General features: G+C 71.7%; 21 protein-coding genes. 12 read left to right on the plus strand and 9 right to left on the minus strand.

Annotated elements, in window-relative coordinates; genetic code table 11:
* The first annotated feature begins 31 nt into the window (after nucleotides 1-31).
* A complete protein-coding gene (locus AB0I79_RS16315) occupies nucleotides 32-1,144 on the plus strand; it encodes an aromatic ring-hydroxylating dioxygenase subunit alpha (protein ID WP_357872924.1) in 1,113 nt (370 codons plus the stop codon).
* Here AB0I79_RS16315 and AB0I79_RS16320 read toward each other — a convergent pair.
* The gene (locus tag AB0I79_RS16320; RefSeq protein WP_357872927.1) at nucleotides 1,114-1,665 is read right to left on the minus strand and encodes a DUF1707 domain-containing protein; all 552 of its coding nucleotides are present in this window, start codon (nucleotides 1,663-1,665) and stop codon (nucleotides 1,114-1,116) included. The two genes, AB0I79_RS16315 and AB0I79_RS16320, sit on opposite strands and share 31 nt — an antisense overlap.
* A gap of 180 nt (nucleotides 1,666-1,845) precedes the next feature.
* Here AB0I79_RS16320 and AB0I79_RS16325 point away from each other — a divergent pair, with 180 nt between their 5' ends.
* A complete protein-coding gene (locus tag AB0I79_RS16325) occupies nucleotides 1,846-2,766 on the plus strand; it encodes a sensor histidine kinase (protein WP_357872930.1) in 921 nt (306 codons plus the stop codon).
* Here AB0I79_RS16325 and AB0I79_RS16330 read toward each other — a convergent pair.
* Nucleotides 2,763-3,737: an aldo/keto reductase gene (locus AB0I79_RS16330; protein WP_357872933.1), complete on the minus strand. Its 975-nt coding sequence runs from the start codon at nucleotides 3,735-3,737 to the stop codon at nucleotides 2,763-2,765. The two genes, AB0I79_RS16325 and AB0I79_RS16330, sit on opposite strands and share 4 nt — an antisense overlap.
* Nucleotides 3,734-4,090 carry a MerR family transcriptional regulator gene (locus AB0I79_RS16335; RefSeq protein ID WP_357872936.1) on the minus strand — a complete coding sequence of 119 codons (357 nt, stop codon included), beginning with the start codon at nucleotides 4,088-4,090 and terminating at the stop codon, nucleotides 3,734-3,736. The genes AB0I79_RS16330 and AB0I79_RS16335 overlap by 4 nt, the downstream gene beginning before the upstream one ends.
* Before the next feature lie 215 nt (nucleotides 4,091-4,305).
* Between AB0I79_RS16335 and AB0I79_RS16340 the strand changes: the two genes are divergently transcribed.
* The 7 genes from AB0I79_RS16340 (at nucleotide 4,306) to AB0I79_RS16370 (ending at nucleotide 9,785) form a co-directional block, all read left to right on the plus strand.
* Nucleotides 4,306-4,926, plus strand: coding sequence for a DUF998 domain-containing protein (locus tag AB0I79_RS16340; protein WP_357872939.1), 621 nt, complete (start codon nucleotides 4,306-4,308; stop codon nucleotides 4,924-4,926).
* A gap of 72 nt (nucleotides 4,927-4,998) precedes the next feature.
* A complete protein-coding gene (locus tag AB0I79_RS16345; RefSeq protein ID WP_357872942.1) occupies nucleotides 4,999-5,460 on the plus strand; it encodes a universal stress protein in 462 nt (153 codons plus the stop codon).
* 116 nt (nucleotides 5,461-5,576) lie between these two features.
* A complete protein-coding gene (locus AB0I79_RS16350) occupies nucleotides 5,577-6,839 on the plus strand; it encodes an APC family permease (protein WP_357872945.1) in 1,263 nt (420 codons plus the stop codon).
* 81 nt (nucleotides 6,840-6,920) lie between these two features.
* Nucleotides 6,921-7,898 (plus strand): phosphotriesterase-related protein, encoded by a 978-nt coding sequence (locus tag AB0I79_RS16355; RefSeq protein ID WP_357872948.1) that lies wholly within the window; start codon nucleotides 6,921-6,923, stop codon nucleotides 7,896-7,898.
* Nucleotides 7,899-7,939: 41 nt separating this feature from the next.
* Nucleotides 7,940-8,326 carry an STAS domain-containing protein gene (locus AB0I79_RS16360; RefSeq protein WP_357872951.1) on the plus strand — a complete coding sequence of 129 codons (387 nt, stop codon included), beginning with the start codon at nucleotides 7,940-7,942 and terminating at the stop codon, nucleotides 8,324-8,326.
* A gap of 9 nt (nucleotides 8,327-8,335) precedes the next feature.
* Complete coding sequence (locus AB0I79_RS16365; RefSeq protein WP_357872954.1) at nucleotides 8,336-9,229, plus strand: sigma-70 family RNA polymerase sigma factor; 894 nt, start codon at nucleotides 8,336-8,338, stop codon at nucleotides 9,227-9,229.
* Nucleotides 9,230-9,389: 160 nt separating this feature from the next.
* Nucleotides 9,390-9,785, plus strand: coding sequence for a hypothetical protein (locus AB0I79_RS16370; protein WP_357872956.1), 396 nt, complete (start codon nucleotides 9,390-9,392; stop codon nucleotides 9,783-9,785).
* A gap of 40 nt (nucleotides 9,786-9,825) precedes the next feature.
* Here the strand turns inward: AB0I79_RS16370 and AB0I79_RS16375 are convergent, their stop codons facing one another.
* The 3 genes from AB0I79_RS16375 to AB0I79_RS16385 all read right to left on the minus strand — a co-directional run bounded on the left by AB0I79_RS16375 (nucleotide 9,826) and on the right by AB0I79_RS16385 (nucleotide 12,942).
* A complete protein-coding gene (locus tag AB0I79_RS16375; RefSeq protein WP_357872959.1) occupies nucleotides 9,826-9,954 on the minus strand; it encodes a hypothetical protein in 129 nt (42 codons plus the stop codon).
* Between the two features lie 42 nt (nucleotides 9,955-9,996).
* Nucleotides 9,997-11,646: a dihydroxy-acid dehydratase gene (ilvD, locus tag AB0I79_RS16380; RefSeq protein WP_357872962.1), complete on the minus strand. Its 1,650-nt coding sequence runs from the start codon at nucleotides 11,644-11,646 to the stop codon at nucleotides 9,997-9,999.
* A 75-nt stretch (nucleotides 11,647-11,721) separates the two neighbouring features.
* Entirely contained in the window at nucleotides 11,722-12,942 is a 1,221-nt protein-coding gene (locus AB0I79_RS16385) for a saccharopine dehydrogenase C-terminal domain-containing protein (protein WP_357872965.1), read from the minus strand.
* 101 nt (nucleotides 12,943-13,043) lie between these two features.
* On the opposite strand from AB0I79_RS16385, the gene AB0I79_RS16390 reads away from it, so the two are divergent.
* Genes AB0I79_RS16390 through AB0I79_RS16400 form a run of 3 tightly spaced genes read left to right on the plus strand, consistent with a single transcriptional unit; the run spans nucleotide 13,044 to nucleotide 15,589 of the window.
* On the plus strand, nucleotides 13,044-13,742 hold the full coding sequence (locus tag AB0I79_RS16390) for a TetR/AcrR family transcriptional regulator C-terminal domain-containing protein (RefSeq protein ID WP_357872968.1): 699 nt from the start codon (nucleotides 13,044-13,046) through the stop codon (nucleotides 13,740-13,742).
* 10 nt (nucleotides 13,743-13,752) lie between these two features.
* Entirely contained in the window at nucleotides 13,753-14,502 is a 750-nt protein-coding gene (locus AB0I79_RS16395) for a DNA-formamidopyrimidine glycosylase family protein (RefSeq protein ID WP_357872971.1), read from the plus strand.
* A gap of 13 nt (nucleotides 14,503-14,515) precedes the next feature.
* Nucleotides 14,516-15,589, plus strand: coding sequence for a spore photoproduct lyase family protein (locus tag AB0I79_RS16400; protein WP_357872974.1), 1,074 nt, complete (start codon nucleotides 14,516-14,518; stop codon nucleotides 15,587-15,589).
* Here the strand turns inward: AB0I79_RS16400 and AB0I79_RS16405 are convergent.
* From AB0I79_RS16405 to AB0I79_RS16415, 3 genes are all read right to left on the minus strand, one after another.
* Nucleotides 15,586-16,605 (minus strand): hypothetical protein, encoded by a 1,020-nt coding sequence (locus AB0I79_RS16405; RefSeq protein WP_357872977.1) that lies wholly within the window; start codon nucleotides 16,603-16,605, stop codon nucleotides 15,586-15,588. The genes AB0I79_RS16400 and AB0I79_RS16405 overlap by 4 nt on opposite strands.
* Nucleotides 16,606-16,729: 124 nt before the next feature.
* A complete protein-coding gene (locus tag AB0I79_RS16410) occupies nucleotides 16,730-17,611 on the minus strand; it encodes a GntR family transcriptional regulator (RefSeq protein WP_357872980.1) in 882 nt (293 codons plus the stop codon).
* A gap of 19 nt (nucleotides 17,612-17,630) precedes the next feature.
* Nucleotides 17,631-18,890, minus strand: coding sequence for a carotenoid oxygenase family protein (locus tag AB0I79_RS16415; protein ID WP_357872983.1), 1,260 nt, complete (start codon nucleotides 18,888-18,890; stop codon nucleotides 17,631-17,633).
* Between the last annotated feature and the right edge of the window lie 249 nt (nucleotides 18,891-19,139).

Here is a 19,139-nt window from a genome sequence, read left to right on the forward strand (position 1 = left end):
TCGGTGCGTAATACGCAACAAGGGGTGTCGGTTGACCACCACGTCGAGCTTGATCTCCACGCTTCCCGGCCGTGCCTACACCGACCCCGAGATCTTCGCCGAGGAGCAGGCCAGGATCTTCGAGAGCCTCTGGTTCTGCGCCGTGAGATCCGGTGACCTGCCGGGCCCGGGCGCGTTCAGGACGGTCCAGGTCGGCCGCGAGAGCGTGATCGTGGTGCGCGGGCGCGACGGCCTGCTGCGCGCGTTCCTCAACGTCTGCCGCCACCGCGGCGCCCGCCTGTGCCCGGAGGAGGCGGGGGAGGTCAGGCGGACGATCAGATGCGCCTACCACGCCTGGTCCTACGACCTCGACGGCCGGCTGGCCGCCGCGCCCAACCTGGCCAAGATGCCCGACATCGACCGCGTCGCGTACGGGCTGGTGCCCGTGCACCTGCGCGAGTGGCTCGGGTACGCGTGGGTGTGCCTGGCCGCCGAGCCGCCCTCGTTCGAGCAGAGCGTGACGTACGCGGCCACCGAGCGCCTCGGCGACCCCGCCGCCATCGAGCACTACCACGTGGATCGGCTCGCGCTCGGCCGCCGCATCGTCTACGACGTCAAGGCCAATTGGAAGCTCCTGGTCGAGAACTTCATGGAGTGCTACCACTGCGCCACCATCCACCCGGAGCTGACCGCGGTGCTCCCCGAGTTCGCCGGCGGTTACGCGGCGCAGTACTACGTCGGGCACGGCGCCGAGTTCGCCGAGCGGGCCGAGGGGTTCACGGTGGACGGCAGCCCCGGGTTCGGCAGGCTGCCCGGCGTGTCGGAGGACCAGGACCGCCGCTACTACGCGATCACCGTCAAGCCCCAGGTGTTCGTGAACCTGGTGCCCGACCACGTGATCCTGCACCGGATGTTCCCCATGGCCGCGGACCGCACCGTGGTGGAGTGCGACTGGCTCTACCATCCCGACGTCGTGGACTCCGGGGCCGACCTGACGCTGTCGGTGGAGCTGTTCCACCGCGTCAACGAGCAGGACTTCGACGCCTGCGAGCGGACCCAGCCCGGCATGTCGTCACGGGCGTACCGGGAGGGCGGGGTGCTCGTGCCGAGCGAGCACCACATCGCCCTGTTCCATCAGTGGGTGAACCAGCGCCTGCGCGGATAGCGCACGGTGAGGCCGCCGTACTTGGCCCGGCCGGTGATCACCACGCAGAGCACCCCGGGGCGGGGCCTGCTCGGCACCTTGGACGTCGGATGGCCCCAGTCGCTCTGGAAGGCGTCCACGTTCGCCACCGCGCCCTCGGGCAGGATGATCTTGGCGGATCCGTACGTGAGGTCCAGCTCGATGTCGACGACCTGGTGGGGGACGACCGCCTCGGTGAAGTCCAGCTCGACGCTGCCGTACTTGGAGGCGACCCGCAGCCGGCGCGGGACGGCCCAGTCGCCCGAGCGCTTGACGTTGCCGTTCTTGGACGCCAGCTCCACCACGTCATCGACCTGCGGCTGCGTGCTCGGCAGGTCGGTGATCAGGCCGAGCAGGTCGCCGTAGGTCTTCGCGGACAGCGCCGCCCCCAGCCGGTCCTCGAGCTCCGGCTGGGTCAGCCGGCCCTCCGCGAACGCCTGCTGGAGCTGCTGCGCGGTGCGCTCCCGGTCCTCGTCGGAGACCCGCATCTGCAATTCCGACATGTCCCGAGCATAGGCGCGGCGGGGTCAGAACGGGAGTCGTCGCCCGGAGGGGGTGCGGAGGTCGAGGGGGAAGGGACGGCGTTCGGGACGGGGGCGGCGGATGAGCTGGACTCTCTTCACATCTCAATAGGTACCCAACGGATTGCCGTGAACTCATCAACGTTAGGTAGCGTGGTTCTGATGTGGTCGGAACCGTTCGTGCATCCGGCGCTCTTCTATCGGGGCGCCGGTGAGTACGTCGCTGCCACCACGACCTTCATCCGCGAAGGGCTGGCGGCCGGAGAGCCCGTCGCCGTGGCCGTTCCGCCGTGGAACCTCGCGCTGATCGAGGCGGAGCTCGGCGCGCAGGCCGGCGACGTGCTCCTGCTCGACATGACGCAGGCCGGCCGCAATCCCGGGCGGATCATCCCCGGCGTGCTGCGGGCCTTCGCCGACCGGCATCCCGACCACCACGTGCGGATCATCGGCGAGCCGATCTGGCCGGGGCGCACCGAGACGGAGTATCCGGCCTGCGCCCAGCACGAGGCGCTGATCAACCTGTCGTTCACGGGGCGGAGGGTGACGATCCTGTGCCCGTACGACCTCGTCGGGCTGAGCGGCGAGGTCATCCGCGAGGCGGCGCGCACCCACCCCGTGCTGCGTGACACGGCGGGGGAGTGGATCAGCGCCGACTACGCGCCCGAGCTGGTCGTCGACGGGCACAACCGGCCGCTCGCCGAGCCGGAGAAGGCCGCCTGGCTGAGCTTCGACCACACCAACCTGTCGGCGGTGCGGGGGCTGGCCGCCCGGGAGGCCGCCGCGCTGGGCTTCCAGGGCGACCGGCTCGACGACATCCGGCTCGCGGTGGCCGAACTCGGCGCCAACAGCCTCGACCACGGCGGCGGCTCCGGCGTGCTGCGGGTGTGGGCCGAGGACGACCGGCTGGTGTGCGAGGTCAGCGACGCGGGGCACATCACCGACCCGCTGGTGGGCCGCAGGCCGGTCGATCCGCGTGACGCGGGCTCGCGCGGCCTGCTCATCGTCAACCTCCTCAGCGATCTCGTACGCGTGCACACCCGCGCGGGCGCGACCGCCGTACGCGCCTACTTCGACCTGCCCTAGCGCTCGACCTCCTGCATGCTGGGGTAACGGGTGCCGCGCACGGCGTCCGCGGGCACGGCGGCGGCCAGCGCGTCGAGCTGCTCGGGCGTGAGGGTGAGGTCCGCCGCGGTGGCGTTCTCCTCCAGGTACTTCAGCCGCTTGGTGCCGGGGATCGGCACGATGTCCTCGCCCTGGGCGAGCAGCCAGGCCAGGGAGAGCTGGGCGGCCGTCACCCCGGCCGCGTCCGCGATCTTCTTGACCCCGGCCGCCAGCGCCCGGTTGTGCTCGGCGTTCTCGCCGGTGTTGCGCGGCAGGTAGCGGCGGAAGTCGTCGGCGGGCAGCTCGTCGGCGCTGGGCAGCGCGGCCGACAGCAGGCCGCGGCTGATCGGCGAGTACGCCACCAGCCCGACCCCCAGCTCCCTGGCCGCCGGCAGGATCTCCGCCTCCAGGCCCCTGGTGAACAGCGAGTACTCGCTCTGCAGGGCCGCGATCGGGTGCACGGCGTCGGCCTTGCGCAGGGTGTCGGCGCTCACCTCCGACAGGCCGAGATGCCGCACCTTGCCCTGCCGCACCAGCTCGGCCATGGCCCCGACCGACTCCTCGACGGGGACGTCGGGGTTGCGGCGGTGCATGTAGTACAGGTCGATGTGGTCGACGCCGAGGCGCCGGAGCGAGGCGTCGCACGCGGCCCTGATGTACTCCGGGCTGTTCTCGATCGTGCGGGTGGCGCCGTCGCGCTTGATGCCGAACTTGGTGGCCAGCACGACCTCGTCGCGCCGGTCCCTGATGGCGCGGCCGACCAGTTCCTCGTTGGCGCCGCTGCCGTACATGTCGGCGGTGTCCAGAAAATTCATGCCAAGGTCGAGGGCGCGGTGGATGACCGCGATCGACTCCTTCTCGTCGCCCTGGCCGTAGAACTCGGACATGCCCATGCAGCCGAGCCCGAGCGCGGAGACCTGGAGGCCTTCCCTGCCGAGAGTGCGCTTGTTCATGCCAGTTGCCCCCTGCGATAGTTGTCGATCTTGTAGTCCAGAACCTTCAGGTCCTGGCTGAGCTGGGCGATCCTGGCGCTGACGCGCTCGCGGTGCAGTTCCAGCATCTCCCTGCGCTCGTCGGCGGTGTGCTGCCCCATCCGGCGCAGCTCCGCGTACCGGCACATGTCGGCGATCGGCATGCCGGTCGTGCGCAGTTTGGTGAGGAACTCCAGCCACTGGAGGTCCTCCTCCGCGTAGTCGCGATGGCCGCTGCTGTTGCGGCCCACGGAGCGGATCAGGCCGATGCGCTCGTAGTAGCGCAGCGTGTGAGCGCTCAGGCCGGACCGCTGAGCGGCCTCCTGGATCGTCATGTGTCCAGGTTGGACCTTAGAGCGCACTCCAAGTCAAATCGGCGTCGGGGCAACCGCCGCCACCCTGAGGGGGCTGTCCCTACCCGGGGTCACGTACGGGCAGGTCATCGGCCCCGGCCAGGGGTTGGCCGGACCAAGGTATTAAGGGGTACTTCAGGGCCGGTTCGGGCCGATCTCCGATGTTCGTCAAGTCCGCGTTCCACGAGCTTGGAGGCATGAAGGGTTTGCTTGTCAATGGTTTCGCGGCCATCGGCGCCGGGAGCGGCGCGATGCTCAGCCTGCACGCCGGATCCGACCTCGATCCGTTCCACAGCGTGATCAGCGAGTACGTGTGGCAGTCGGCCGGATGGCTGCTGCCCGCCTCGCTGACGTTGTTCGCCGCGGGCGCCGCGCTGATCGCCGAGGCGGTGCGGCGGGCCGGCATGAGCCGCTGGATCGTCGCGCTGCTGCTGGCGTGGGGGGCGAGCATGTTCCTGATCGGGGCCTTCCCGACCGACAGGCCCGGCGTGCCGCTGTCGATGTCGGGTGGCATCCACCGCTACGCCGCTTTCGCCGCCTTCCTGGTGATGCCGGTGGCCGGCCTGCTGCTGGCCAGGGCGAGGATCCGGTACGCCGGGGCGATGCGGGTGCTCAGCGGGGTGGCCCTGGGCGCGCTGGTGCTGGTCGTGATCCCGTACGTGGTGCGCATGTTCGGCATCCCGCTGAGCAACGAGGACATCCCGGCGGGGCTGACCCAGCGGTTCGTGGTCGTGACGGAGCTCGCCGTGCTGGCGCTGGCCGGGTTGTCGCTGCTCAAGCCGTCGGCCCGGCCCGCGGTGTCGGCGGTCATGGCGTGAGGTCCCACCAGGCTTGAACTGCGCCTCTCTGGAAAGAGGAAGGGCCCCGACCTCTTTCCAGGAGTGACTGAGATGACGATTTTGATCGCGTACGACGGATCTGACGACTCCAAGGCCGCCATCGCCTTCGCGGGCGAGCTGTTCCGCGGCGAGCAGGCGGTCGTGCTGACGGTGTGGGAGCGGCTGGCGATGACCTCGGCCAGGGCGTCGGCCGGGCTCATGGTGGCGCTCGACCAGTCCGGGGTCGAGGACGAGGCCATCGGGCAGGCGATGAGCGAGCTGGCCAGGCACGGGGCCGAGCTGGCCCGCCAGGCGGGGCTGGACGCGACGCCGCGGTGCGACGCGGACTCCGTGGCCGTCTGGTCGACCATCGTGGACGTGGCCGACGAGCTCGACGCCCGGCTCATCGTGACCGGCACCAGGGGGCTGGGCGGGGTGCGGTCGCTGCTGCTGGGCAGTACGTCGGACCGGGTGCTGCACCACGCGCACCGGCCGGTGCTGGTGGTCCCCGGCCCGAACGGCAAGGGCGGCTGACCCGGCTCGACGGCCAGGGAGAGCTCGCCTCAAGGCGTTCACCCGGGCGTTGATGCGGGATGCCGGTGGGGTGCGGCAGAGTGGGTGCCTCCTGCAAGCGTGAGGGGAGGCCGGCGTTGCCGGAGGAGCTGGCAAGGCGGCTGGGCACCACCGACGCGGTCGTCGTGGGGCTGAGCGCGATGATCGGCGCGGGCGTGTTCGCCGCCTTCGCCCCGGCCGCCGCGGCGGCCGGCCACTGGCTGCTGGCCTCGCTGGCGCTGGCCGCCGTCGTCGCCTACTGCAACGCCACCTCCTCGGCCCGGCTGGCCGCCCTCTACCCCGAGTCGGGCGGCACCTACGTCTACGGCCGCCGCCGGCTCGGCCCTCTGTGGGGCTACCTGGCGGGCTGGGGTTTCACGGTCGGCAAGACCGCCTCCTGCGCGGCCATGGCGCTCACGTTCGGCTCCTACGCCCTGCCCGGCCTCGAACGGCCGCTCGCGATCGCCGCGGTGGCCGTGCTGACCCTGCTCAACCTGTTCGGCGTGCAGCGCTCGGCGGGTGTGGCGCGGATCATCGTGGCGTTCGTGCTGGCCGTGCTGGTCATCGTGATCCTGGCCGGGCTGGCAGGCGACGGCTCGGCCGGCTTCGGCTGGTCCGCCCACCCGCCCGGGACCGAGGTGTCCCTGCGCGCCGACGGGTGGGGGGTGATGCAGGGGGCGGGGCTGCTGTTCTTCGCGTTCGCCGGATACGCCAGGATCGCCACCCTCGGCGAGGAGGTACGCGATCCCGCCCGCACCATCCCCAGGGCCGTCGGCATCGCGCTGGGCATCACGCTGGCCGTCTACGCGCTGGTCGCCGTGGCGGCGCTGCGTACGCTGCGGCCCGAGCTGCTGGCCACGTCCGACGCGCCGCTGGCCGACCTGGTCAGGCGGGCGGGGTTCGGGTGGCTGGCGCCGGTGGTGGGCGCGGGGGCGGCGGTGGCGGCGCTGGGCGCGCTGCTGGCGCTGCTGCTGGGCGTCTCGCGTACGGTGCTGGCCATGGCGCGCGAGCGCGACCTGCCCGGCGCCCTGGCCGCCGTCGACCCGGTGCGGCAGGTGCCGAGGCGGGCGGAGCTGGCGGTCGGCGGCGCGGTGATCGTGCTGCTGCTCGTGGCCGACCTGCGGGAGGCGATCGGGTTCTCCTCGTTCGGCGTGCTCGTCTACTACGCCGTCGCCAACGCCTGCGCCCTCACGCTCCGCCGCGACGAGGGCGCGCCGCCCCGCGCCGTGCCCGTGCTGGGGCTGGCGCTGTGCCTGGGGCTGGCGGCCACGCTGCCGATGACGTCGGTGGTGGCGGGCCTGGCGGTGTTCGCGGCCGGGCTGGCGATCCACGCGGTACGACGCGGACGCGCCGGCCGGTGATCCCCGCGGCGTGCCTGTTGACGGAGATCCCGGGAGAGCCTAGGTTTGCGGCCACACCGACCGGCTGGTATGGAGGCGTGCATGCCCACCGTCGAAACCCTGCGCGGCCCCGTGGACGTCGACGAGCTCGGGCAGACGCTGATGCACGAGCACGTCTTCGTGGTGGCCACCGAGCACCTGGACAACTACGGCAGGGGCGCCTGGTGGGACGAGGAGCTCCGGGTGGCGGACGCGGTCACCAAGCTCAACGCGGTGGCCGCGAAGGGCGTGCGCACGATCGTGGACCCGACGGTGTGGGGGCTGGGCCGCTACATCCCGCGCGTCCAGCGGATCGCCGAGCAGGTGCCCGGCCTGCACATCATCGCCGCCACCGGCATCTACTCCTACGAGGAACTGCCCCACCAGTACGAGCACCGCGGCCCCGGCCTGTTCGTCGACGGCCCCGACCCGATGATCGACGACTTCGTCCGCGACCTCACCGTGGGCATCGCCGACACCGGGGTCAAGGCGGCCTTCCTCAAGTGCGTGGTCGAGGCCAAGGGGCTCACGCCCGGCGTCGAGCGCATCTGCCGGGCCGTCGCGCAGGCCCACGTACGCACCGGCGCGCCGATCACCGTCCACACGAACTCGTTCACGCGGAGCGGCCTGATCGCGCTCGACCTGTTCGCCAAGGAGGGCGTGAGCCTGGAGAAGGTCGTCCTCGGGCACGCGGGTGACAGCAACGACCTCGACTACCTCATGCGGCTGGCCGACACGGGCGCGATCCTGGGCATGGACCGGTTCGGTCTGGACGTCTTCAACCCGACGCCGCAGCGCGTGGCCACGATCGCGGCCCTGTGCCGGCGGGGGTACGCCGATCGTATGGTCCTCAGCCACGACGCCGCCTGCTTCATGGACTACTTCGGCGGCGCCTGGGACGAGGCCCTCCAGACGCTGGCGCCGAACTGGCGCTACGATCACATTCACGACGATGTCTTGGCCGCCCTGCTGGACGCGGGTGTGACCGATGACCAGATTGAGCAGATGCTGGTGTTCAACCCGAAGCGCTACTTCTCGTAAAGTGGGTGGATCGGGAGAGCGACGCGGGTAGGTGGAGCTGGGTGACTTCGGAGCAGGCCTTGTCGATCAGCCTCGGACTCCAGGGACCCTGCGTCATCGCGCGGTTGACGGGGGATTTCGACTTCGGGTCCGCGGCGGAGGTGCGCGACCGCGTCACCAAGGCGCTCGATCTCACGCAGCCCCCGATGCTCGTCATCGACATGCAGGCCGTCAGCGTGTGCGACTCCTCGGGTCTTTCCGTGCTGGTCTACCTGCACAAGGCGGTCACGGCCTCGGGCGGGCGGCTGCTGCTGTCGGGCCTGAACGGCCGGTGCAAGCACCTGTTCGCGATCACCGCGCTGGACAAGTTCTTCGATATCCGCAGTACGGCGGAGCTGGCCATCGCCGAGCTCAACGAAGTGGGGAATTCGCCGCCGTTTACCGGGTAGTGCTCGTGCATGTCGGCCGAAGAGCCCGATCTGCTCGGTACGTACCTCGAGCAGATCGGAAAGACCCCCTTGCTCTCCGCCGCGGACGAAGTGGAGCTCGCCCGGCGGATCGAGGCAGGCCTGTACGCGGGCCATCTGATCGAGCGTGGTGAGGGCACGCCAGAACTCGAACTCGTCGCGCTCGATGGCAAGCGCGCCAAGGACCTGCTGATCAGGTCCAACCTCCGGCTCGTGGTGTCCGCCGCCAGGCGGTACTCCTACCGGGGGCTGCCGCTGCTCGACATCATCCAGGAGGGCAACCTCGGGCTGATCAGGGCGGTGGAGAAGTTCGACTACACGCGGGGATACAAGTTCTCCACGTATGGGATGTGGTGGATCCGCCAGGCCATCGAGCGCGGCATCCACGACAAGAGCCGTACCGTGCGGCTGCCGATCCACGTCGCGGAGGAGCTGTCGCGGCTGATCAGGGTGGAGCGGCAGCTCGCCACCGAGCTGGGCCGCGAGCCGACCGACGTGGAGCTGGCCGAGGTGGCCGAGCGCTCGCCCGGCCAGGTCGCGGCGTTACGCAGGCTCGGCCAGGACATGGTCAGCCTCGACATTCCCGTCGGGGAGCACGGCGAGGGCCGGATCGGCGACATGATCGCCGACGAGGACGGGCTGCAGGTGCAGGAGCTGACCGAGCTGCGCGCGCTCAGCGCGGAGCTGCGCCAGGTGGTCACGACCCTGCCGCCGCGGGAGGCGTTCGTGATCAGGCTCAGGTACGGGCTGACCGGAGAGGAGGTCCACTCCTACACGGAGATCGCGCAGTGTCTCGGCCTCACGAGGGAGCGCATCAGGCAACTGGAGAAGCAGGCGTTGAGACGGCTCAGGCAAGGGGGGCCGTTGCTGGCGTGGGCGTCCTGACCCGGCCAGGTTGCGGGCGGATAAGCCCGATATAAAGGGATAACCGTTTCGTATCGGATCATGCCCGGCAAACGCGAGGAAGCGGGCTGCCTGGTAGTAGTCGGACACGTACGTGTCGCTGCCGACAGGGGGGAGCGACTGTCTCGACTATGGGGGCGAAATGTTCAAAAGCCTTGCCGCCACGGCGTTAGTGGCGCTCGCCGCGACCACGCTGCTGGCCGCGCCCGCCGAAGCCGCCACTACCGGCGCGCAGCTCATCCGCACCAAGTCCTACTGGGGCAAGTGCGAGGACACCTGCCGCGTCAAGGTGCGGATCACCAACATCTCCCGCAAGAACCTCTTCAACGTCAAGCTCAACGTCAACCTGAAGGTGAACGGCCGCAAGGTCGGCTCGTGCTACAGCAACGTGGGCCGCATCGCGGCGCGCAAGGTGCGCTACACGGGCTGCACCGTGCGCACCGCGCGGTTGTCCGAGGCATGGAACGACTACGTCGACGGGTACGGCGACTTCCGCACCTACGCCAGCACGTACGTGTCGTACAGGTACTACCGCTGACGACGGCGGAAGGGGCCGGGACACCCGGCCCCTCCGGGGCTCACGCGGTGACGAGGAGTGCCACTCCGATCAGCACCACGACCGGGACGAGCCACATCACGACCTCGCCGGCGAACTCCTTGTACATCGCGTAGGTCTCCTTCGCATCAGGGGGCGGGGCAAACGTCAATGCGCAGCATAGCCGTCCCCGCCCGCTGCTCGGTCCCTGGCCTCACGCCGTCACGGCCCCGTCGGAGGCGGAGCCGACGGTCGCCACGTACTTGGTCAGCACCCCGCGCTCGACCGCCCGCTCGGGCCGCACCCACGCGGCCCGCCGCTCGGCCAGCTCCGCCTCGGGCACCAGCAGGTCGAGGGTGCCGGCGGCGCTGTCGATGACCACCGTGTCGCCGTCGCGCACCAGCGCGATCGGCCCGCCGTGGTACGCCTCCGGCGCCACGTGCCCGATCACCAGCCCGTGCGAGACCCCGCTGAAGCGGCCGTCGGTGACCAGCGCCACGGAGGTGCCCAGGCCCCGGCCGACCAGCGGGCCGGTGATGGAGAGCATCTCGCGCATGCCGGGGCCGCCCGCCGGGCCCTCGTACCGGACCACGATGACGTCCCCGGCCACGATCCGGCCCTCCTGGATGGCGACGTAGCAGTCGCTCTCCGAGTCGAACACCTTCGCCGGTCCCTCGTGGCGGAAGTCGTCCTTGCCGCCCAGCTTGAGCACGCACCCGTCAGGCGCCAGCGAGCCGCGCAGGATGGCCAGCGCGCCACGCTGCTTGAACGGCTGCCCGGCGCTCGCCACCACCTGCTGCCCCGGCGTCTCCCGCGCGTCCGCGGCCACGTCGGCCAGCGAGCGGCCGTCCACCAGCGTGACGCTCTCGCGCAGCAGCCCCGCCTCCAGCAGGCGGCGCACCACCAGCGAGGTGCCGCCGGCCCGCCACAGGTCCAGCGCGGTGGCGTCGCCGCCGCTCGGCTTGAGCCCGGTGATGATCGGGACCTGGCGGCAGACCTCGCCGATCCGGTCGATCTCCAGCGGCAGCCCGGCCTCGCGCGCGATGGCCAGCAGGTGCAGCACGGCGTTCGTGGAGCCGCCCATGGCCGCCACCGACACGATCGCGTTGTGCAGGGCGTCCTCGGTGAGCACGCGCGAGGGGCGGGCGTCGCGGGCCAGCGCCTGCATGGCGAGCTCGCCGACCCGGCGGGCCGCGGCGCCCTTCTCCTCGGCCACCGCGGGGATGTCGCCGACGCCGAACGGGGCCAGGCCCAGGAACTCGGCGACCGTGCCCATGGTGTTGGCGGTGTACTGCGCGGCGCAGGTGCCGGCGCCCGGGCAGGCGTGCCGGGCCAGGTCGTCGAGGTCCGCCTGGTCCATCCGGCCCACCGCGCGCTCGCCGAGCGCCTCCCACATGTCCTGGATGGTCACGTCACGGCCGCGCCAGCGGCCCGGCATCATGCTGCCGCTGTAAAGGACCACCGATGGCACGTCGAGGCGGGCCAGCGCCATGATCGCCGCCGGCACGGTCTTGTCGCAGCCGACGATCGCCACCAGCGCGTCGAACTGGTGGGCCAGGCCCATCAGCTCGATCGAGTCGGCGATGACCTCCCGGCTGATCAGCGAGGCCCGCATGCCGGGCGTGTGCATGGTGAGGTTGTCGGAGACCGCGATGGTGTTGAACTCCATCGGCAGCCCACCGGCCGCGCGCACCCCCTCGGCCACCTCGGCGGCGAGCTCGCGGTGGGTCAGGTTGCACGGCATGGTGCCGGTCCAGGTGGAGGCGATGCCGACCACGGGGCGGCGCATCTCCTCCTCCGACATGCCCATGGCGTACAGGTGGGAGCGGGCCGGTGCGCGGTCGGGATCGTCGGCGATGCTCAACAGGATTCCTCCGATGTACAGGTTGCGGCACCTCAATGATCCAGTGTCCGGATCCGGTGGCGCCTCCCGCCCCCCTCACTGCTCGCGCATGCCCCAGGGGGAGCCGTACTCGACCAGCAGATCCAGGAACGAGCGCGGCTCGAACGCCTCCGGCCCCAGCACGCCCGTACCCTGCCAGACCCCGCCGGCCAGCAGCTCCAGCGCGATCACCGGGTTGACCGCGGTCTGCCAGACCACGGCCTGCGAGCCGTACTCGCGCATCGACCACTGGTTGTCCACCACGTGGTAGAGGTACACCTCGCGGGGCCGGCCGTCCTTGACGCCCTTCACCCAGGTGCCGGCGCACGTCTTGCCGTGCATGCGCTCGCCCAGCTCGGCCGGGTCGGGCAGCACGGCGGCGACCACGTCGCGCGGCGACACCCTGGCGGTGCCCCGGTCGGTCCTGACCGCGACCGGCTCGGTGCGGTCCACGCCCAGCGCGTGCAGGGTCTTCAGGGTGCCGATGAACTCCTCGCCCAGCCCGTACTTGAACGTCACCCGCTGGGCCGGGATCCACCTGGGCACCAGCACGACCTCTTCGTGCTCGACGTTCACGCACTCCACGGGGCCGATCCCGTCGGGGAAGTCGAAGATCTCGGGCTCGCTGAACGGCTCGGTGGTGTACCAGCCGCGGCCCTTCTCGTAGACGATCGGCGGGTTGAGGCACTCCTCGATCGTGGTCCAGATGGAGAAGGAGGGGGCGAAGTCGTAGCCGTCCACGGTCAGGTTCGCGCCGTCCCTGATCCCGATCTCCTCGATCTCGTCGAAGAGCTCGTCGGCGGCGTACCGGGCGAAGACGTCGGCCAGGCCGGGCTCGACGCCCATGCCGACCAGCGCCAGCCTGCCCCTGTCGGCCCACTGGGGCGCGCGGGCGAACTGCTCGTCGCCGAGCTTGACGCCGACCTCCTCGTACGGGCGGTCGGGGTGTGGCTTGGACATCGACATGGCCATGTCGAGGTAGTCGACGCCCGCGGCGAGCGCGGCGTCGAACAGGGGCAGCACGAACCGGGGGTCGGTGGCGTTGAGCAGCACGTCGCAGCGGTGCTCGGCCAGCAGCGCGGCGACCGCGCCGGCGTCGGCGGCGTCGATCCTGGCAGGGGTGAACCTGGTGGCCTCGTCGCCGAGCGCGGCGACGGCCGCCTTGGCGCGGGGGAGATCGTAGTCGGCGACCACCATGTGGTCGAAGAACGGGCGGCGTGCGGCGATCCGGGTGACGGCGGTTCCCACGCCGCCGGCTCCCACAAGAAGGATACGCATGACGATAAATCCCCTTTTATGGCTTTTTCGGGGGGTGTGTCGTACATCAAACGCTCGTATGCTCATCAACGTCAATGGTGTTGGCATAAGGGAGGCGTTCCATGGCCAAGCGGGTGGTGCCGGAGGCGGCACGCCGTCGGCGGCGTCCGACCAAGCAGGGGCAGGTGCTCACCCACGCGCTCATCGTGGAGACCGCGCTGCGCATGCTGCGCGAGCACGGGGCCGCCGGGCTCACCGCCCGCCGCCTGGGCCTGGCGCTCGGCGCCGACGCCAGCACCGTCTACCGGTACTTCCGCGGCATGGACGATCTGCTCCTGGCCATCGCGGACGAGCTGTTCGGCCGCGCCATGGCCTCGTTCCTGCCCACCGGCGACTGGCGGGCCGACCTGCGCGAGCTGGGCACGCGCATCCACAACGCCTACCTGGCGCACCCGCAGGCCGCCGTGCTGACCGCCAGCCGGGTCACCGGCCGGCCGAACGAGGTGGCCAGCGACGAGACGATCATCGGGATCCTGCGCGGCGCCGGGTTCGCGGACAGGGACGCGGTGCGGATCTACCACGCGTTCATCGACCAGAGCCTGGCCTTCGCCATCCTCGACGCCGCCACCCTGGCCCTGCCGAAGGCGGCGCGGGAGGCCGACGAGGAGGTGTGGCGCGACACGTACGCGCGGCTGCCGGCCAGCACCCACCCCAACATCGCGGCCACCGCGCCGCTGCTGGTCGCCCGGATGAACGACAGCGCCTACCCGACGGCGCTCGACCTGCTGCTCTCCAGCGCGGCGGCCCAGCTCGCGGGGTAGAGCCCCGGGTATGCCGGAAGGTCATCTGATCCACCGCCACGCCCGCGAGCAGCACGCGGCCCTGGCCGGTCACGTCGTGCGCGCCGCCGGCCCGCAGGGGCGCTTCGAGGCCCGGCCGTACGACGGGCGGGTGCTGGCCGGGGTGGAGGCGGTCGGCAAGCACCTCCTCTACCACTTCGAGGACGGCCTCCCGGCGATCCACGTGCACCTGGGCATGCGGGGGATCTTCCTGCGGTACGACGATCCGGAGTCCGGGCCCCGGCGCGGTACCCGGCTGCGGCTGGCCACGGGGGAGGTGGCCTACGACCTCATCGCCCCCTCCCGGTGCGAGCCGCTCGAAGCGGAGGAGGTGGCCGCGCTGCGCGGCTCGCTGGGGCCGGACCCGCTGCGCGAGGACGCGTCCGCGGCGGAGGCGGTGCGGCGGCTGACCCGGTTCCGGGGGCCGGTCGGGGCCGGGGTGCTCGACCAGGGGGTGTGGGCGGGCATCGGGAACGCCTGGCGGGCAGAGCTGCTCTTCCTCGTGGGGCTCCACCCCGGCTCGCGCGGCATCGACGCGGAGACGGCGCTGCGGCTGTGGGAGGCGGCGGTCACGTACCTCGCCCTGGGCAGGGACGCGGGGCAGGTGGTCAGCGACCCGGCGGCGCCCGACGAGCGCTGGGTCTACAAGCGCGAGCGCTGCCGCCGCTGCGGCGCGCCCGTCGAGACCTGGCAGCTCGCCTCCAGGACCGCGTACGCCTGTCCACTGGACCAGCGCCGGTAGCCTGAAAAGTCACATGGCCACCACGATCCGTAACCCGCTGCTGGACATCCGGCGCATCTACGTCGAGCCCGCCGCCGCCGAGCTGCCGCGCGGCCAGGAGATCCTGGCCCGCTTCCCCGCAGCCGAGCGCGTCGAGGTCGAGAGCCATCACCGCATCCCCGAGCTCCACGGCGACGAGGCGAACGTGGCCCGCTGGGTCCGCATCAAGACCGAGGCCCTCGTGCTCGGGGTCAAGAAGTCGCTGACCGCGCGCCCCAACGGCCGCTCGGCCCACTTCATCGCCCCCTCCACGGCCAACGGCTGCGCCATGGCCTGCGCCTACTGCTACGTGCCGCGCCGCAAGGGCTACAGCAACCCGATCACGGTCTTCGCCAACATCGACCAGATCCTCGGGTACGTCGAGCGGCACGCCGGCCGGCAGGGCGTGAAGGCCGAGCCCGACCAGATCGACCCGCACGCCTGGGTCTACGACATCGGGGAGAACTCCGACTGCTCGCTCGACGCCACGGTGTCCGACAACGTGCGGGACCTGGTGGAGCTGTTCGGCCGGCTGCCGCATGCCAAGGCCAGCTTCGCCACCAAGTACGTCAACCGCGACCTGCTCGACTGGGAGCCCCGGGGGCGCACCAGAGTGCGGTTCAGCCTCATGCCGGCGGCGGACTCCAAGCTGCTCGACATCCGCACCTCGCCCATCGCCGACCGCATCGCGGCGATCGACGACTTCGTGGCGGCCGGGTACGAGGTAAACGTCAACTTCAGCCCGGTCGTCGTACGGGACGGGTGGCTGGAGGACTGGGCGGAGCTGCTCGGCCACCTCGACGACGCCCTGAGCGCCGAGGCCCGCCGCCGGCTCGCCGCCGAGGTGATCTTCCTGACCCACAACGACCGGCTGCACCAGGTCAACCTCGGCTGGCATCCGAAGGCCGAGGAGGTGCTGTGGCGGCCTGAGCTGCAGCAGGCCAAGCGGTCGGAGACGGGCGGGTGGAACGTGCGCTACCGCAACGGGCACAAGGGGCGATACGTCGCGGCGCTCACCGGCCTGATCGGGGAGCGGCTGCCGTACTGCCGCATCCGGTACGCGTTCTAGCGGCCGCGCGCCAGGCGCTTGTTGAGCGAGGCCAGGGAGTCGTCGGCCATCAGGCCCGGCAGGCGGGGCGCGTCCTCGTCGATCTGGCGCAGCACGGCGGGATGTCCACCCTGGTGGCGGGTCCAGGCGCGGACGACCTCGGGCATGGCCGCGATCGCCGCCTCCGAGAGGATCGCCTCCCTGGGCAGCCATTGGGTCAGGAACTGCGCGACCCTGGCCGGGCTCCACCACAGCGGGCGATCCCCGACGAACTCGACCAGCTTCCCGAACGCCTCCCGGGCGCCGGGCACGTCGGGCAGCGCGTCCAGAGCGATCTCGGACGCGGTGTCACGCGTGCGGCCGGGCGCACCGCCGTCCGCAGTCCCGGCGGCTGCGTTCGGCGTGGCGTCGTGCGTGCGGGTGAGCGCGGAGCGGGCGCGGGTGATCGCGAACGGGCGCACGCCCGGCAGCGTCTCGGCGACCTGCGCCCCCATGACACGGTCGGTCAGCTCGAAGGCGTCCAGGATCCGCGCCGCCACGCTCTCCGGCGGCGTCGGCCGCAGGTCCAGCTCGTCGAGGAACTTCGCCTCCTCCACCACCGCGTCCACGGCCAGGCCGCCGCTGGGCTGGTCGATACCGGCGACGAGGACGTGCGGCTCCTTGCCGTTGTCGTACCGGAAGGACAGGGCCGCCAGGACCTGCTCGCCGTAGGGGTCGGCCTTGCCGTACCAGCCGCCGTCGCAGGTGACCCGGCCCATCCGGCGCACCCACCCGGGCAGGCTCTCGGCCACCGCGTCGCCGGCCGCCGCGTACGGGCCTTGCGCGCCCTGGCCGTTGACCGCCGCCAGGGCGGCCAGGGCGAGGCGCGCTTCCTGGCCGCCGTCCTCCGCCGATCGCCGCAGGAACGCCTCCACCTGCTCCGACGCCTCCAGCTCGGCCGTGAGGCGGGCCGCCCAGAGCTCCGTCCGCAGCGGGGAACGCCATCTGAGCAGGTCGCGGGCCTGAGTGATCGCCGTGTCGAACGCAGTCGTGCTCACACCTAGACCGTATCGTCACGACGTACCGGCCGGGCGGGATGCACCGGTGGCGGCTGTCAGCGCCGGATGTCCCGCGACCGGTGGCGGCTGTCACTGGCGGATGTCCCACGATCGGTGGCGGCTGTCACTGGCGGAGGTCCCGTGGCGTGATCACGGTGGCCAGGCCGTCCAGCAGGCGTTCGAGGCCGAAGGCGAACAGCGACTCCAGGTCCAGCTCCGCGCCCGGCTCCGTGATCCGGGCGATCAGCGGCCCTTCGAAGGGCAACCGCGCCGCGACCCACTGCTTGCTGGTCAGCCCCGTGTCGAGCTCGGCGCCCGCCTCGCTCTCGATGTTGATCGCCGTCCCCCGCACGAAGTTGACCAGCGTGCCGTAGACGTGCAGCCGGGTGCCCGGGTCCAGACCGAGGCCGTCCAGCGCGCGTAGGGTCCACTGCCCGTACGCCAGCAGCCCCGGCAGCGCGACCGGCCGGGTGATGGACACCAGCCGCGGCAACCAGGGATGGCGATGGTAGGCGGCCCACTGGAGCTGAGCGGCCACCCGCAGGTGGGAGCGCCACCCCGGCGGCGGCTCCGGATACTCGATGCCGGCGAACGCGGCGTCCGCGATCAGCTGGGTGAGCTCGGCCCTGGCGTCGAGGTGCCGGTAGAGGGTCATGGTGGCGACCCCGAGCTTGGCCGCCACCGCTCGCATGGACAGCGCGGCCAGACCATCGGTGTCGGCGATCTCCATGGCCGCGCGGACGACGCGGTCGCGTTCCAGCCCTCCGGCGGAGCGCGACGGCAGCCTCCGGGGAGCGACCACGGCGCCGATCCGGGACGTGGACTCGATGGCGCCCGCCTGCTTGAGCGCGGCCAGCGCCTTGGTGGCCGTCGCCATCGCGACGCCCCACTCGCTCATGATCGCCCTGGTCGTGGGGACGGGATCGCCGGGCCGCAGCTCTCCCTCGGCGATGCGGCGCTCGATGTCGGCCACGATGCGCAGGTACGGCGGTCGCGGATCGTTCACGACGTCATGCTGCCATGCCTCAGTGATCGGGCAGCCAGTTGCCGTGCAGGCCGAGCGGCACCCTGGCGGGCAGGTGGACCCGCGCGACGGGCTCGCCGGTGAAGTCCTGGGCCGAGAGGATCACCAGGTCGGCGGCGCCGCGCTCGGCGTCGTGCACGTACGTCAGCAGGTACCCCTCGTCCTCGCCCGCGCCCGTGCCGGCGAACACGGCCTCCCCGACCGCCGCGTCCCTGCCGAACCCGTGCACCTCGGCCGTCCCCCGTTCCAGGTCATGCTTGACCAGGGCGTTGGTGAAGGCGTCGTCGGGCGGCGGGCCCTCGGACGTGAACGGGATCCCGTACAGGGCGGTCGCGGCCGAATAGCCGTATCGGTACGGACGGGTGGCCCGCGCCTCGTTCACGCGGGGGAAGTCCCGGGGCCGGTCGTCGAGGCGCCGCTGGTCGATGCCGTCCGGCGTGATCGTCCAGCGGTCCAGCACGGGCCGGATCGCCCCGGGGTCGGCGGGGTCGAACGGCCCTTCGGCCGTGACCAGGTCGACCACGACGGAGTGGCCGTCGTCGTAGGCGTTGAGCGTGTGGCTGACGTGCACGGGGCCGACGTCCAGCCAGCGCACCTCACCACCGGCTCGCGGCAGCACACCCACCCGGGTCGGGTGCCCCGGCAGCCACCGGCACTCGAACCGGTCGAAGCCCAGCGGAGTGTCCCACAACACCACGTGGGACTCGGTGAGCGCGAAGTCGTGCAGGAACGGCGTCCGGGTCATGGGGATGGTGGTGGTCCGGGCGACGCTTCCCCCGGCGTCGGTCACGATGTGCTGGACGAAGTCGTGGCCCGGCATGTACGACAGCGAGTGCAGCTCGCCGGTGAGCGGGTCGTGCTTGGAGTGCGCTCCCGCCGTGAACCCCTGCGCCGTCCCGCCCAGGTCGCACAATCCCACCGTGTTCAGCTCCGCGTCCAGCTCGGCGGGCGGCAGACCGCCCTCGGCCAGGGCGAAGACGCGCCGGGCGTGCTCGAACACGTGCACCATGGGCGCGAAGCCCGGCGTCCGGACGAAACGGTTCCGGTACCACTCGGCCCGGCCGTCACGCAGCCTCACCCCGTGCACCATGCCCTGGCCCATGCCCCAGATGTGCACGGCGGGGTCTTCCACGTTCAGCGGGTTCGGCCCGTTGCGCAGGTAGCGGCCGTTCAGCTCGGCGGGGATCCGCCCGGTGACGGGGAGGTCGAAGGCGGTGACCTCTTCGGTGACGGGGGCGAAGGCCCCTTCCAGATACTTCATGTGAGCACCGTACGGAGCGGGGCATCCCGACCCAGCGCCACGAGGGAAATCGCCGGGCTGTGCACTAGTGCAAGGCGTGCCCCTGCGTCATGTGCGCGCCGTTGCGTGCGCGGCATCGAGGCGCACAGGGCGGGGTGAGGCGGGCACGGCAGGGCAGGGCGGGTGAGGCGGGCACGGCAGGCAGGACGGGGGCGGGGCGGGGCGGGCACGGCAGGACAGTGCGGGGCGGGGCGGGGCGGGGCAGGGCGC

Source organism: Nonomuraea sp. NPDC050202, from assembly GCF_040656115.1.
Lineage (GTDB): Bacteria > Actinomycetota > Actinomycetes > Streptosporangiales > Streptosporangiaceae > Nonomuraea.